At 38.2% G+C, this 15,610-nt stretch carries 14 protein-coding genes; 5 read left to right on the top strand and 9 right to left on the bottom strand.

All coding sequences use genetic code 11. The features are described from left to right. Positions 1-28: 28 nt before the first annotated feature. The 8 genes from bamA to rimO all read right to left on the bottom strand — a co-directional run bounded on the left by bamA (position 29) and on the right by rimO (position 9,483). Positions 29-2,548 (bottom strand): outer membrane protein assembly factor BamA, encoded by a 2,520-nt coding sequence (bamA, locus tag AC2117_RS07530; RefSeq protein ID WP_197731007.1) that lies wholly within the window; start codon positions 2,546-2,548, stop codon positions 29-31. Between the two features lie 37 nt (positions 2,549-2,585). Further along, positions 2,586-3,941, bottom strand: coding sequence for an RIP metalloprotease RseP (rseP, locus tag AC2117_RS07525; RefSeq protein WP_133973050.1), 1,356 nt, complete (start codon positions 3,939-3,941; stop codon positions 2,586-2,588). Position 3,942: 1 nt separating this feature from the next. Beyond that, positions 3,943-5,139 (bottom strand): 1-deoxy-D-xylulose-5-phosphate reductoisomerase, encoded by a 1,197-nt coding sequence (gene ispC, locus AC2117_RS07520; protein ID WP_133973048.1) that lies wholly within the window; start codon positions 5,137-5,139, stop codon positions 3,943-3,945. Beyond that, the gene (locus AC2117_RS07515; protein WP_133973046.1) at positions 5,140-5,964 is read right to left on the bottom strand and encodes a phosphatidate cytidylyltransferase; all 825 of its coding nucleotides are present in this window, start codon (positions 5,962-5,964) and stop codon (positions 5,140-5,142) included. Continuing rightward, positions 5,964-6,716, bottom strand: a complete 753-nt coding sequence (gene uppS, locus AC2117_RS07510; protein WP_133973044.1) for a polyprenyl diphosphate synthase — start codon at positions 6,714-6,716, stop codon at positions 5,964-5,966. Before uppS ends, AC2117_RS07515 begins: the two co-directional genes overlap by 1 nt. A gap of 4 nt (positions 6,717-6,720) precedes the next feature. Then, positions 6,721-7,275 (bottom strand): ribosome recycling factor, encoded by a 555-nt coding sequence (gene frr, locus AC2117_RS07505; protein WP_042894139.1) that lies wholly within the window; start codon positions 7,273-7,275, stop codon positions 6,721-6,723. 85 nt (positions 7,276-7,360) lie between these two features. Further along, a complete protein-coding gene (gene pyrH / locus AC2117_RS07500; protein WP_003652185.1) occupies positions 7,361-8,089 on the bottom strand; it encodes a UMP kinase in 729 nt (242 codons plus the stop codon). 50 nt (positions 8,090-8,139) lie between these two features. Further along, positions 8,140-9,483: a 30S ribosomal protein S12 methylthiotransferase RimO gene (rimO, locus tag AC2117_RS07495; protein ID WP_042894136.1), complete on the bottom strand. Its 1,344-nt coding sequence runs from the start codon at positions 9,481-9,483 to the stop codon at positions 8,140-8,142. A gap of 331 nt (positions 9,484-9,814) precedes the next feature. Here rimO and glnL point away from each other — a divergent pair, with 331 nt between their 5' ends. From glnL to AC2117_RS07465, 5 genes are all read left to right on the top strand, one after another. After that, entirely contained in the window at positions 9,815-10,924 is a 1,110-nt protein-coding gene (glnL, locus tag AC2117_RS07485) for a nitrogen regulation protein NR(II) (protein WP_133973042.1), read from the top strand. Continuing rightward, positions 10,911-12,404 (top strand): nitrogen regulation protein NR(I), encoded by a 1,494-nt coding sequence (gene glnG, locus AC2117_RS07480; protein ID WP_133973040.1) that lies wholly within the window; start codon positions 10,911-10,913, stop codon positions 12,402-12,404. Before glnL ends, glnG begins: the two co-directional genes overlap by 14 nt. A 253-nt stretch (positions 12,405-12,657) precedes the next feature. Further along, positions 12,658-13,311, top strand: a complete 654-nt coding sequence (locus AC2117_RS07475; RefSeq protein ID WP_133973038.1) for a TetR/AcrR family transcriptional regulator — start codon at positions 12,658-12,660, stop codon at positions 13,309-13,311. A 111-nt stretch (positions 13,312-13,422) separates the two neighbouring features. Continuing rightward, positions 13,423-14,337: an ornithine carbamoyltransferase gene (argF, locus tag AC2117_RS07470; RefSeq protein ID WP_133973036.1), complete on the top strand. Its 915-nt coding sequence runs from the start codon at positions 13,423-13,425 to the stop codon at positions 14,335-14,337. 199 nt (positions 14,338-14,536) lie between these two features. Continuing rightward, positions 14,537-15,061 (top strand): protein tyrosine phosphatase family protein, encoded by a 525-nt coding sequence (locus tag AC2117_RS07465; RefSeq protein ID WP_042894227.1) that lies wholly within the window; start codon positions 14,537-14,539, stop codon positions 15,059-15,061. On the opposite strand, the gene ispF is transcribed toward AC2117_RS07465, so the two are convergent. After that, positions 15,049-15,540, bottom strand: a complete 492-nt coding sequence (ispF, locus tag AC2117_RS07460) for a 2-C-methyl-D-erythritol 2,4-cyclodiphosphate synthase (RefSeq protein WP_003652198.1) — start codon at positions 15,538-15,540, stop codon at positions 15,049-15,051. The two genes, AC2117_RS07465 and ispF, sit on opposite strands and share 13 nt — an antisense overlap. Positions 15,541-15,610 lie beyond the last annotated feature (70 nt).

Genomic DNA, 15,610 nt, shown 5'->3' with positions numbered 1-15,610 from the left:
CCTTATTTCATGTTTAGTCAAGTCGCACTTAGAAAGTACGACCGATTTCAAACTGGATCTCTTTAGTTTCATCACCAGGCTTATCATTTAAAGGGAATGCATAGCTAAGAGATAATGGTCCGATCATGGTAATCCATGTGAAGCCAACACCTACGCTATAACGCATATTACCTAAGTCGAAACCATAGTTATCTTCACAGTATTTTTTAGCATCTGCTATTTGCTGACCATTCATAATCATAGAATAAGAACCAACGTCGCACTTGGTATCGAATACCTGACCACCTTCAGCAAAAATGACTGGTCTCACTTGACGAGTCCAGTCCCCTTTGAAAGGTAACGGTAAAGCTAACTCAGTACCAAATTGTACTAAAGCATTACCCCCCACTTCTTCTGGAGAACCGTCATTTTGATTGGTTTCTTGTAAATTTACACTTGAATATTTCGGACCCAAGGTACTGTTATCATAACCACGAACAGAACCATAACCACCTGCATAGAAGTTTTTATAGAATGGTAAATCATTACCATAACCAAGCTTACCGTAACCACGCAGTACGAAACCAGTATTACTAATTGGCCAGAATGCCTGTGCATCATAAGTTGCTTTTTGATAGTCAACATCACTACCTGGCAAACCAATTTCCAGACCTACACGATGCGACATCCCTGATGTTGGGAAAATTGGACGGTTTAATGTGTTATATGACCAGCCTAAATTTAAGTTGTATGTAAAGAATTCGCCTTCAAATGCATTGTCATAACTAACTGGTGTTATCTTACACTTGATTTCGATAATATTACCCTGCTCATCTTTTACAGGCTCTTGCTGATCTATTGGACAATAAGTATCTTTACCAGTTGCCTTACCACCATTTGCTAATAAGTAATCACGTACATACGTCGATACATATGCACCTGTCGTTACCTTAGTATTATCAATACCTACAGAAGCACTTAAACTTTGATTTTCATCAATTGGGTAACCAAAACTTAAACTACCACCGAAACTATCGGTAACGTAGTTATTAACATTATAGTCATCATTTAGTTTCGTTTTACGATAGTAAACGTTATAACCGCGGCTTACACCGTCAATTGTAAAGTAAGGATCGGTAACACTTAAGTTATAGTAATCTTGAGTTTCAGAACGAGACAAATCGATTGAAACACGGTTACCCGTTCCCATAAAGTTAGTTTGACTCAAACCTGCTTGGAATGTGATACCACCACTTTGTGAATAACCTACAGCTAATGTTGTAGTACCCGAGTGCTGTTCTTCAACATTGACGTTTAAATCCACCTGATCTGGTGAGTTTGGAATACGCACGGGTTTAACATCAACCGTCTTAAAGAATCCCGTACGTTCTAAACGAACTTTAGACAGATCAATTTTTTCATTACTGGCTAAAGCGCCTTCCATTTGACGCATTTCGCGACGTAATACTTCATCGGCAGTTTTACTATTACCTGTAAAGTTAATACGACGTACAGTGACTTGCTGACCTGGGTTTACATAGTAATTTAAGTCAACAACACCTGTATCGTTATTAATTTGCGGAACAATATTCACATCTGCAAAGTAATAACCAGCATTACCATATTTACGCAATAACAACTGCTTAACAGCATTTACTTTTTCTTGAGAATAAGTATCGCCATCTTTATAAATTTTTAAAGCTTGTAATTCTTCCGGCTTATAAAGTGCATCACCCAAAAATTTGGTTTGTCCAAATTTAAATTGACTGCCTTCATCTACAGCAACTTCAATAAAGATATTCTTTTTATCTTCACTAATATTAAGCTGTGAGTTATTAATATGGAAATTAATATAACCTTTATTAAGGTACATAGCGCGCAAAGCTTCAAGGCTCGCTGCCATTTTTTCTCTAGCATAACGGTCATTACGCGTTACAACAGAAGCCCAACCACTTTCTTTAACTGCAAAGGCTTGTTTAATTTCACTGTCTTTAAAAACAGTATTACCAATAATATTGATATTAAAAACTTTAGCGGCTGTGCCTTCATTAAAATTTAATTTAAGTTCAACACGGTTATTTGGACGAGCTATTGTGTCAACGGTTACATCAGCATCGTAACGACCCTGCTGGGTATATTGCTGCTCTAATTCAGTTTCAATTGTTTGTAAAGCCGATTTCTTAAAAACTTCGCCTTCAGCAATTCCCATTTTTTTGAGGCCTTGTTCCAATGCCTCTTTAGGAATAAGTTTATTACCCTTAAATTCAAGCTTTGAAATAATTGGGCGCTCTACGACATTAAAAACTAAAGTATCGTTATCTCTTGATGCTTTAATATCGTCAAAAAGTCCAGTGGCATACAATGTTCGAATTGCTTCTGCGATCATCGGTTCATTAACGCGATCGCCACTGTTGATTGGCAACATGGTATAAACATTTGCAGGAGTAAGACGGACTAAGCCATCTACGCGAATATCTCGAACAACGAAATCATCAGCTGCATATGCTTGTTGTACCGCTGCCATAGCGCTAACAAGTGCCAAAGGCATTAAAAAATGTGTGTGCCGCATGCCAGTTTTTTCCAGTAAGTTATAAATCCATATACGTTTACAAACGCATAAAATCGTTAAATAGAGCCAAAAGCATCATACTACCGAGCAGTACCATACCAATTTTTAGACCAAACATTTGTATTTGTTCAGAAACAGGCTTCCCACGAATAGCTTCAATAATGTAATAAACCAGATGTCCACCATCTAGCATTGGAATTGGTAATAAGTTTAAAATTCCAAGACTTACACTCATTAAAGCCATAAATGAGATAAAAGTCTGCCACCCCATTTCTGCACTTTGTCCCGCTACTTTTGCGATTGTAATTGGTCCAGATAAATTTTCTAAACCAATTAAACCCTTAACCATTTTTACTATTGAACTCAATATCATGCTAGAGATTTGACCAGTTTTATCTAGTGACATCTCGAAAGCTTTTATTGGAGTATATTGAATTGTTTGCTTATATTCGTCAGGAATTGTAATTTTTCCTGCATCACTTTTCACGCCCAAAACACCGCTCACTTGCCCCATGTTGTCCCGTTTTCCTTGAGGCATGACTTGCAAATGAACTACTTGACCATTACGTAACACATCAATATTGAGTAATTTCTCTGGAGAATGTTGTACTATTTCTACAACATCAAACCAGTCTTTCATTACTTGACCATTAATTGAAGCAATATGGTCACCTACTTTCATTCCTTGACGAATTGCAGCTCCATCTTGAGTCAATTCAGTCACAACAGCTGGAATAACGGGACGGTATGGTAAAAAACCTAATGTATCTAAAGCCGATTCATTCTGATTTTTTAAGAAGTCTTTAATCGGTAAAACAATATTTTTCTCAGTACCAGCACGGTCTACATCAATATTTACACTGCCGGTTTCACCTACACGATCAATCAAAGCAAAGTTAAGCTTTTCCCAGGTTTGCGTTTCTTTTCCATCAACTGCAATAATCTTGTCACCTACTTGCATTTGTGCAGCTGCTGCTGGTGAGTTTGGGATGACTTTACCTACTCTAGTGTTTAGTTGTTCTTGTGCAGGTAAAAATAGGATCCAGAAAAGTAAGACAGCAAAAATCAAGTTAATTAAAGGACCAGCTGCAACAATTGCTATACGTTTCCATGGTTTTTGACGGTTAAATGCATAAGGTAAATCCTGCTCTGCAACATTACCTTCACGCTCATCGAGCATTTTGACATAGCCGCCCAATGGTAAAGCTGAAAGCTGGTATTTGATTCCAGATTTTTTTGATGTCCATTTGAGTAAGGTAGGTCCAAAACCAATGGAATATACTAAAACTTTAACACCTAATTTTCGTGCAACCCAATAATGGCCGAACTCATGGATTGCAATTAAAGGACCAAGTAAAAGAGCCGCTGCTGCAATCATAAATAATGCACTCATTTCAGCCTCCTATACTTGATATATATTGCTGTGCTACATGTCGTGCTATTTCATCTTTCTCTAAAATACACTCAATGTTTTCAGCAACTGAATTTTCCAATTTTTGCAAAGTATGTTCTACCACTTGTGGAATATTTGTAAATCCGATCTGTTGCTTTAAAAATGCAGCAACAGCAACTTCATTTGCGGCATTTAAAATAGTAGGTGCCAAACCGCCCTCTCGCATTGCTTGACGTGCCAAATCAAGTGCGGGGAATTTTTGAATATCTGGCGCTTGAAAATTAAGCTGAGAATATTCAAATAAATTTAAAGCAGGAACACTCGTCTGTAAACGCTCAGGCCATGCTAAAGCATGTGCAATTGGCGTACACATATCTGGATTACCCATTTGTGCCAATGTTGAACCATCCACATATTGCACCATAGAATGAATAATACTTTGTGGGTGGACAACAACTGTAACAAAATGTTCAGATATTGAAAACAAATGGCATGCCTCAATCAACTCTAATCCTTTGTTCATAAGAGTAGCTGAGTCAACTGAGATTTTTTGTCCCATAGACCAATTAGGATGTTTACAGGCTTGCTGAGGAGTAACTTCTTTTAATTGCTCTAAAGAATGGTTTAAAAAAGGACCGCCAGAGGCTGTTAATAAAATTCTAGATACGCCCTGCTGTGGTTGCCCATTTCTTTCGGCTTCTAAATAATTATGAGGTAATGACTGAAAAATAGCATTGTGTTCGGAGTCGACTGGCAATAACAATGCCTGATGATCACGTGCTGCTTGCATCATGATTTCACCAGACATAACCAAAGCTTCTTTATTCGCTAATAATACACGTTTACCAGCTTTCACAGCAGCCAAAGTGGGCAACAAACCTGCCGCCCCAACAATTGCGGCCATAACAACATCCACATTTGGATGTGAAGCAATGCTTACCAGACCTTGCTGATCAACCAAAATTTCAATATTTTGTAATTTATTATGTGCAAATAGAGCTGATAACTCTGTAACTTTTTGCTCAGGAACAACCACTACTTTTGGTTGGAATTGTTTACAAATTTCAACTAACTCAGAAATTCGGCTATGAGCTGAAACTGCAAACACTGAATACTTATCAGGATGTTGATTTAAAATTTTTAAGGTACTTTGACCAATGGAACCGGTTACACCTAATATGCAAACAGATTGTGTCATCTATAAATCTACACCAATAAGTTTTAATATATACATTCCCGTTGCAAAGATCGGGGCTGCAGCAAGTAAAGAATCAATACGATCTAAAACACCACCATGACCAGGTAGAACACGACCAGAATCTTTAATACCGGCACGACGTTTAATCATTGATTCAAATAAGTCACCCAAAACTGAACCAAATACTGTGATTAATGACAATATAAGAAACAGAATTTGCTGAATTAAAGTTAAATTTAGATAATGATATTGCACAACTACCATTATTATTACAGTCGTAATAATACCACCGTACAAACCTTCTACTGATTTATTAGGACTCACGGTCGGAGCTAGCTTTCTTTTTCCAAATTTACGACCAACAAAGTAAGCACCACTATCTGCGCCCCATACGAGCAAGAACAGATACATTAACCACCATGGTGAGCTTTGCCATACTACAAAAATTGACGTTACCGCAGCGCAAACTAAAATTATGCCAATCACATATAAGGTCGCGTTATACCAGCCATCAAACTCAGGAAATGACTTAACCCAATATACACTTACAATCCAAGTCAAAATTGAAGCAGACCACAAAAGTAACGCAATATCGTGGAAAAATAGGGCAACACCTGAAACAAATGCAACAAGCAGACCATAGCACCAAGCTTTAGGTTTTACAGCATTTGCAGTTTCGCGAGGCATTAATTTATACCACTCATACCCCGCAACCCCTGCTGCAACAATCATAAGAATCAACATTGGATAATGTGATTGCGTAGCAAACATACAGCCTAAAACAACTGCAACAAGTACCAATGCGGTAACAATCCGCTCTAACATTATAAATTCTCTATTTTCTCTTGCTGAATTTGTTCAGATGTTTTACCAAAACGACGTTCACGCCCTGAAAAAACATTCAATGCATGATCGAACTCTTTTACTGTAAATTCTGGCCATAAAGCTTCCGTAAAATACAGTTCCGCATAAGCTGCTTGCCATAACAAGAAATTAGATATGCGATAATCTCCGCCTGTGCGGATTAATAGGTCCACAGCTGGCAGATCGTTTAGACTGACATATTTTTCGAACAAATCAACATTTATTTGATCAGCATCAAACTCACCACGAGAAACTGCTTGAGCAACCTGTTTTGCTGCATTTGCAATATCCCACATCCCACCATAGCTTATCGCAATGGTTAGGGTCATAGTGTCATGATGTGCTGTCTGTTGCTCTGCATCTTCCATTAAGGCAACTAAGTGTGACGATAAACGAGAACGATCACCAATAAAACGCAAAGCAATATTAAATTTCTTCATGCGAGGTATTTGCTCATGAATACTTTCTTCCAGAAGTTTCATAAGCAGATCGACTTCATACTGCGGTCGATTCCAATTTTCGCTTGAAAATGCGAAAACAGTTAGAGCACGAATACCAGTTTTTTTACAATGTTCAACAATAGGATCAAGAACATTTTTACCTTCCCGATGCCCATCACCTTTTTGCATTTGATTTTTTTTTGCAAAGCGGTTGTTGCCATCCATGATGATGGCAACATGCTTGGGAAGATGATACTCTTCAGAATCGGTCATAAAATTAGACCTTCATCAATTCTGCTTCTTTCGCTGCAAGACGTTTGTCCACTTCTGCAACATATTTGTCAGTAATTTTCTGGATATCATCACCGGCACGGCGCTCATCATCTTCAGAAATTTCTTTTTCTTTTAGCAATGATTTAATATCACCTAATACATCACGACGGATATTACGAATCGCAACTTTTGCATTTTCTGCTTCATTACGCGCAACTTTTTGCATATCACGGCGTGTTTCTTCAGTTAATGCAGGTAAAGGTACACGAATCGCATCTGCTGTAATTGGGTTTAAACCAAGATCGCTTTCACGGATTGCCTTATCAATAGCTGAAACCATTGTACGCTCAAATGGCTGAACAACAAGGGTACGCGAGTCTTCAATACCCACGTTTGCTACTTGATTTAAAGGCACATCAGAACCATAGTAAGGAACCATCACACCATTTAAGATTGATGGGTGTGCACGGCCAGTACGAACTTTAGCAAACCCTAGCTCCAAAGACTCTAGAGTTTTTAACATACGCTGTTCACTGTCTTTTTTCAGATCGTTAATCATATGATCTACCTTACTTATTTATTCAAAGATATATTTAACAAATTTAATTTAGCGCTAGTATAAAGAGCTTTCGGTAACACGTACATTATTTAGTAACGCGCGTCCCTTCTTTTTCACCCATTACTACTGACAATAACGCACCTGATTTATTCATATCAAAAACTTGCAGTGGCACATTATGGTCGCGACATAAACAAATAGCCGTCAAATCCATAACACCAAGTTTTTCATCTAACACCTGATCAAAGGTTAAATGATCGTATTTAACAGCATCTTCAAATTTACTTGGATCTTTATTATAAACGCCATCTACTTTAGTCGCTTTTAAAATCAAATTCGCTTCAATTTCAATTCCGCGTAAACATGCTGCTGTATCCGTTGTGAAAAATGGATTTCCTGTACCCGCAACGAAAACACAAACTTCACCTTGACTCAAATGACGGATAGCATCACGACTTGAATAAGACTCTACCACTGTACCAATTGGCAATGCAGACATAAGACGAGTTCTGATATTACGACGAACTAGAGCATCACGCATAGCTAAGCCATTCATCACAGTTGCAAGCATACCCATTTGATCGCCTGTTACACGACCAACTAGGCCATCTTTTTGCAACTGACTACCACGGTACAAATTACCGCCACCCACAACAATACCCACTTGTACACCTAAGCCAACCAAGTGTGCAATTGAAAGGGACATATGATCTAAAACTTGGGCATCAATACCCATATCTTTATTACCTGACAATGCCTCACCAGATAATTTTAATAGAATACGTGAATAACGAGGGCTAATTGTTTCCGCCATGACTTTGCTCCAAAACCTCTTAAACTGAATGCTCTTTAAATATATTTCGATTAAACCGATTTAATTTTAATTAACTTTGCAAATAAATCGTATTCATCCGCATCGGTAATTTCGACTTCCAACATATCGCCCGGTTGAATAGTGTTCTTATCGATATCTTCTACGAACACATTACCGTCAATTTCCGGAGCATCAGCATAAGAACGTGCAACGGCAACAGGATATTCATCTTCTAAACTATCGACTAATACAGTCATCGTTTGACCAATACGTTTTTGCAATCTGGCAGCAGAAATTTGTTGCTGGACTTGCATAAAACGCTCGTAACGCTCTTGTTTAATTTCTTCTGGCACATGATCTGGCAAATCATTTGCCGTTGCGCCTTCGACTGGTGAATAGGTAAAGCAACCTACACGATCAAGTTGAGCTTCAACTAACCAATCTAGCAAAATCTGGAAGTCCTCTTCAGTTTCACCTGGGAAACCCACCACAAAAGTAGAACGGATCACAAGATCAGGACATTTTTCACGCCATAATTTAATTTTTTCTAATGTATTTTCACTATGAGCCGGACGCTTCATTAACTTAAGAATACGTGGGCTTGCGTGTTGGAATGGAATATCTAGATATGGCAGGATTTTACCTTGTGCCATTAAATCAATTACCGCATCCACATGTGGATATGGGTAAACATAGTGTAGACGCACCCAGATACCTAATTGGCCTAGTGCTTCACACATATCGAAGAATTTTGTCTTAACCGGTTGACCATTCCAGAAGTCAAGTTTGTACTTGGTGTCTACGCCATAAGCTGATGTATCTTGGGAAATAACCAAGATTTCTTTAACACCCGCTCTTTTAAGTGCCGCAGCTTCTTCTAATACACTACCAACTGGACGAGAAACCAAGTCACCACGCATACTTGGAATAATACAGAAGGTACAACGATGGTTACATCCTTCAGATATTTTTAAGTAGGCATAATGCTTTGGTGTTAAGCGAATTCCCTGTTCAGGAACCAAATCAATAAACGGATTATGTTTAGGTGGTGCTGGTACATATTCATGTACTGCTTCCATCACATCTTGATAAGCTGCTGCCCCAGTAACCTTTAAAACGTTTGGATGCATTTGACGAATTTTATCTTCATCTTTACCTAAACACCCAGTAACGATCACTCGACCATTTTCACTAATGGCCTCGCCAATTGCATCTAGCGACTCTTGTACCGCAGATTCAATAAAACCACAGGTATTAACAACTACTAAATCAGCACCATCATAATCTGATGCTACTTGATAACCTTCAGTCTTTAACTGAGTTAAAATTCGTTCAGAATCTACCAATGCCTTAGGACAACCTAAAGAAACAAAACCGACTTTGGGGGTCTTCATGAATCTGCGCTCCACTTGAATGCGCGTATTGTATGTCTTTTCTTGTCTCAAGCATAGGTGGAAAGCCTACTCTTTGTGTAATGCACCAAAATACAACCAACATTTGCACCAAAACTCACCTTTGCACCAATTTAGATCATGTTATTATCTAGATTTGAGCTATCTGTTTTGATCAAAAGATATAAAGAACGATTTCAGCGCGTTTTTAACTTTAAAATAACCCATAAACAAAGTTGGCGTATATTTTGCATCGTTCATGTTCTATAACGGTGAAAATCCGATAACCAATGAAGATGCCATTGCGCTATTTTAAGACAGGAACGATTCGCTAATGGATCAACACACCCCTATCGACTATCGCCTCTTGGTAGACAATTTAACTACTGCGATTTTATTAATCGACAGTAATTTGAATATTTTTTACTTAAATTCAGCTTGCGAAGCACTATTTGATATAAGTTTACTACGTGCTTCAGGGCAGCCAGTTTTAAACTTACTTCATGCCCCTGACGATACTTTTAATACGCATGAAGCTTTATTGAACACCATAAAAACCGGACAACCTTATACGCGCCGAGAAGCTGTCATTAATGTCAACTTTAAAGACCTGCATGTGGATTACACAGTTTCTCAATTAAATGCAGGTAAAAGCTACCATCCATTATTGTTGATCGAACTCAACCCAATCGATCGCATGTTAAAGATTTCAAAAGAAGAAAATCTTGTTCAACAACATCAGGTCGCTAGACAGCTCGTGCGTGGCGTTGCGCATGAAATTAAAAACCCACTTGCAGGTATTCGGGGAGCAACCCAGTTACTCGCTCGCAGCTTAAATGATAAGACTTATGCGGAATTCACCGATGTCATTATTAATGAAGTAGATCGTTTAACCAACTTGGCTGATACCATGTTAGGTTCTAGACAACTGCCAAGTTATGAGAATGTTAATGTGCATGAGCCGTTAGAACGGGTACGTTCTCTTATTGCAAATCAAACCAAGAAAAAAATTAAAATTATTCGTGATTACGATTTGTCTTTACCCGATGTTCATGCTGATCGAGATCAACTCATACAGGTGATGCTCAACATTAGTGTAAATGCGATTCAAGCCATCACGGAAAATAAGTCATTTTTCACAGATCAGGAACCAGAGCTAATTCTACGTACCCGCATACAACGTCTTGTCACGATTAATGGTGTGCTGAACCGATCTACTGTGCGGGTCGATATTGAGGATAATGGACCAGGTATACCAGAGAGTATTTTAGAGTCAGTATTCTATCCATTGGTTACTGGACGAGCAAAAGGTACTGGGCTTGGCCTGAGTATTGCACAGAATATTATGCATCAACATAATGGAATGATTGAATGCCAATCTGTTCCTGGAAAAACTATTTTTAGCTTATATTTACCTTGGGAGTCAGACCGTGTCGCGAAATAAAATATGGGTTATTGATGATGATCGCGCCATGCGATGGGTATTAGAAAAGACCTTTAAAGAAGAAGGTTTTGATGTCACTAATTTTGAAGAAGCTCAAACTGCACTTGAACGTTTACACCATGATGCGCCCGATGTCATTTTAACCGACATTCGAATGCCTGGAATTGATGGTTTAACTTTCTTATCTAAAGTCAAAAACTCTCATCCAGATTTACCTGTCATTATTATGACTGCACACTCCGATTTAGAGTCTGCTGTTTCAAGCTATCAAACAGGCGCCTTTGAATATTTACCAAAGCCATTTGATATTGATGAAGCCTTAGCCTTGGTTAATCGTGCAATCCTGCATATCAACAAATTACAACAGCAAGAAGCGACAAAAACAGCTACGCCTCTTCAATCAACAGAAATTATTGGTGAATCTCCTGCAATGCAGGAGGTTTTCCGCGCTATCGGTCGTTTATCTCAATCTCATATTACTGTTTTAATTAATGGTGAATCAGGTACGGGTAAAGAGTTAGTCGCGCATGCTTTACACAAGCATTCGCCTCGTCGTGCTAAGCCTTTTATTGCTTTAAATATGGCAGCAATTCCAAAAGACTTGATTGAAACCGAGTTATTTGGTCATGAAAAAGGTGCTTTTACAGGCGCAAATACTCAGCATCAAGGCCGCTTTGAACAAGCAAATGGCGGAACATTATTCCTTGATGAAATTGGTGATATGCCATTTGAAACACAAACTCGATTACTTCGTGTGCTCGCCGACGGTGAATTTTATCGTGTAGGTGGACATATCCCAGTTAAAGTGGATGTTCGAATCGTTGCGGCAACGCATCAAGATTTAGAAAAACTGGTGAATGAAGGTCGATTCCGTGAAGACTTATATCACCGCTTAAATGTGATTCGCATTCACATTCCTAAACTTGCGCACCGTAGCGAAGATATTCCAATGCTTGCTCAGCATTTTCTTGCACGCGCAGGTAAAGAACTTGGCGTGAGCCCAAAAATCTTACGTACCGAGACAACAGATTATATGCAACAGTTGCCATGGCCCGGCAATGTTCGACAACTTGAAAACACGTGTCGCTGGTTAACTGTAATGATCACCGGACGTGAAGTTTATCCAGAAGATTTACCTTCTGAACTTAAACAAGTTCCACTACAAAAAAATAGTGAATCAGGGCAACCTGCACCTTCATTTGACCGCATTTCACTACATCATTGGGATGAACTGCTTAACCAATGGGCAATTCAAAAACTTAAAAATGGTGAAATGAAGATTCTGGATATTGCGACCCCAATGTTTGAGCGCACCTTAATTAATGCAGCCTTACTGCAAACTCGCGGGCGTAAACGCCACGCAGCAGAATTACTGGGTTGGGGCCGTAATACCTTAACTCGCAAGTTAAAAGAACTTGGAATGGATTCTGCTGACGATGATGAAGAAGATGAACATAAGGTTACCCAAACTGAAGCCTAAAAAGCTTAGTACCTAAATTAAAAGCGGCTAAAACATTCTTAGCCGCTTTATTTTTTATTAAATTTAAAAATGAACATCAGGTTACATCATTAAATATTTTCAAAATTCACTCTAAGTTTATATTTTCTATTCATTTATTTTTTAAATAAAGTGATTACTGTTCAGCAGATGATCTAAAAAAATAGTGATGACCACCCTTAAAGATAGTTTTGCTATACTAAACAAGCAAAGTTAACCGTTGTTATGAAATTTTATGCACGATTCCGTCCTTGAGTCACATCATTCAGTATGTGAAAAACCCCAAACACGCAGAGGTATAGAACGTCGCTTAGCTCTATTGCTAAGTGCAACCGAGCTGTTTTTGGATAAAGGATATGATGCCGTTTCTCTTGATGACATTGTTAATCATGCTGGAGGTTCAAAAACTTCTATCTATAAATATTTCGGTAATAAAGATGGCTTATTTACCGCAATTTGCGATTATCGCCGTGAAATGTTTTTTAAAGATATTTGTCTAGCATTTCACCCCTCTCAAAGTTCATTACGCGACTATTTAATTCACACACTCATTCGCTTCTACACTCACATTATCCAGCCTGAACATATTGCCTTTTTACGCCTAGTGATTGAACAAACTCAATGCAATGCCACTTTAAGCCAATATCTATATGAAAAATGTGCTCAAGATGTACAAAATACGATTGCACAAGCACTTTTAATTTCCCATCAATCTGGCGAGATTCATTGTACATCTCCCGACCATTCTTCATTAATGTATTTTGGAGTTTTACGTGATATTGAATGGCGCATGATTATGGGGATGCCACTCCCACCAAATGAAAAAGAAGTAATTGATTATATTAACTATTGTGTTGATGTTTTCTTAAGAGGCCATCATAAAGTCTAATTCTTTTGCATTTTAAAATGCTTATAGTATAGTAGACTTCTTTTTTCCACATCCACCCAGCCAACAACAGATAATTGTTGTATTTCATAACAATTATTATGGAGTAGCTACATGGCTCTAAGACATTTCCTGACTTTACGTGATCTATCCACTCTAGAACTTAATCGCATTTTAGAACGCGCAAGCGAGCTTAAAAAAATGCAGCATGACAATCAGGTATATCAACCTTTTGTTGGTAAAGTATTGGGAATGATTTTTGAGAAATCAAGCACGCGTACACGTATCTCTTTTGAAGCAGGCATTAATCAATTTGGTGGTAGTGCGATTTTCTTATCGCCTCGCGACACACAATTAGGTCGTGGTGAACCAATTGAAGACTCAGCACGTGTAATTTCAAGTATGCTTGATATTGTGATGATTCGTACTTTCGGTCATGACATTGTTGAACGTTTTGCATCGTATTCAAAAGTTCCTGTTATTAACGGTTTAACAGATGACCATCATCCGTGCCAGTTACTTGCAGATTTACAGACTTATATTGAACACCGCGGTAGCATTAAAAGCAAAACCGTTGCTTGGATTGGTGATGGCAATAATATGTGTAACTCATATATTGAAGCTGCACACATGATGGGCTTTAAACTCAAAATTGCATCGCCGAAAGGATATGAGCCTAAACCTGAATTTTTAGCAGAGTTTGGTCATTGTGTTGAAGTTTTTGACAATGCAGAAGATGCTGCCGTAAATGCTGACCTCATTGTGACAGATGTATGGGCAAGCATGGGACAAGAAGAAGAACAGAAGCTTCGCGAAAGAGCCTTTGCTGCTTTTCAAGTCAATGAAAAATTAATGGGACTTGCTCATCCTGAATGTTTATTCATGCATTGTTTACCTGCACATCGTGGCGAAGAAATTTCCGAAACCATGCTCGACCATAAAAATGCAGTAGTCTGGGATGAAGCGGAAAACCGTTTACATGCACAAAAAGCTTTGATGGAATTCTTATTAAATGAACGCCTGAAATAAGCTTAATTTCTTTCTAAAAAACAGCACTTTTATTGTGCTGTTTTTTTATTTTCTAAATGACTTCTTTTATTTATTATAATTTTTTTAATATTCTTGTTGAGGCTGATGAATATATAAGCAAGCTGTATTTTATCTCTTAGATATAATCGTGTATAACATTCAACACAACAAGCCAAACTTACTCTTGCCGAGTACGACCATGACAACTATTGAACAATCATTAGCTCAAATCCCTAATTTTTCCGTTATTCATGAGCACTTATTTAGTTCGGCTCAACCATCAATCGAACAACTAAAACTGATTAAAGAATATGGTTGTAGCATAGTCATTAACCTTGCTTTAAGTAATGCACCAAACCACATTGAGAATGAGGATCGTATTTGCCTAGATATTGGTTTAAATTACATCCACATTCCAATTGATTGGGAAACGCCATCTGCAGAGCAATGTTTATTGGTACTCGATCTCATTGATCATTTGGTCCAGAATGAAATTGTCTGGATTCACTGTACTAAAAATGATCGCTCTAGTTGCCTTATGTATGTTTACAGACAGTTTTATATGAATATGGACATGCCTACTTCTCAAGATTTACTTCACGAAACTTGGGAACCTAATGAAACTTGGACAGGGCTTATTCATAGTATTACCTTACAACTACAAGGACGTAAGGCAACTATTGAGCTTCAACAATCTTTGCAACAGGCCGATCACTTGGTGTGATGAGAGACTAAAACAGTTGCTGTTGCTAAAATACCCTCTTGACGACCGGTAAACCCTAGTTTTTCGGTTGTCGTTGCTTTAATACTGATTTGATTAACATCTACATTTAAAACATCAGCAATGCTTTGACGCATTTCCAAATTATGCTTAGCTAATTTGGGACGCTCACAAGCCACCGTAATATCAGCATTATTTAATTGATAACCACGATCCAATATGAGTTGATAAACATGCTTTAACAATACTCGACTGTCTGCGCCTTTGTATTCTGGGTCAGTGTCAGGAAAATGCTGCCCAATATCTCCGAGTGCCAAAGCGCCTAGCAAAGCATCACATAGGGCATGAAGTACCACATCACCATCAGAGTGCGCTTTCAGGCCATGTGTATGTGGAATTTGAATGCCAGCCAATGTAACGAAGTCCCCTGCTTCAAAGGCATGCACATCCATTCCCTGTCCAATACGAATTTGAGCAACCATATAATCATTACCTTCCATAAAAACTTAAGAAATCTTGTATTCAGCCTTTCTGTTTCGCTATAGTACACCT

The sequence above is a fragment of the Acinetobacter calcoaceticus genome (genome assembly GCF_900520355.1).
Lineage (GTDB): Bacteria > Pseudomonadota > Gammaproteobacteria > Pseudomonadales > Moraxellaceae > Acinetobacter > Acinetobacter calcoaceticus_C.
This window is presented reverse-complemented; position numbering and strand designations above follow the sequence as displayed.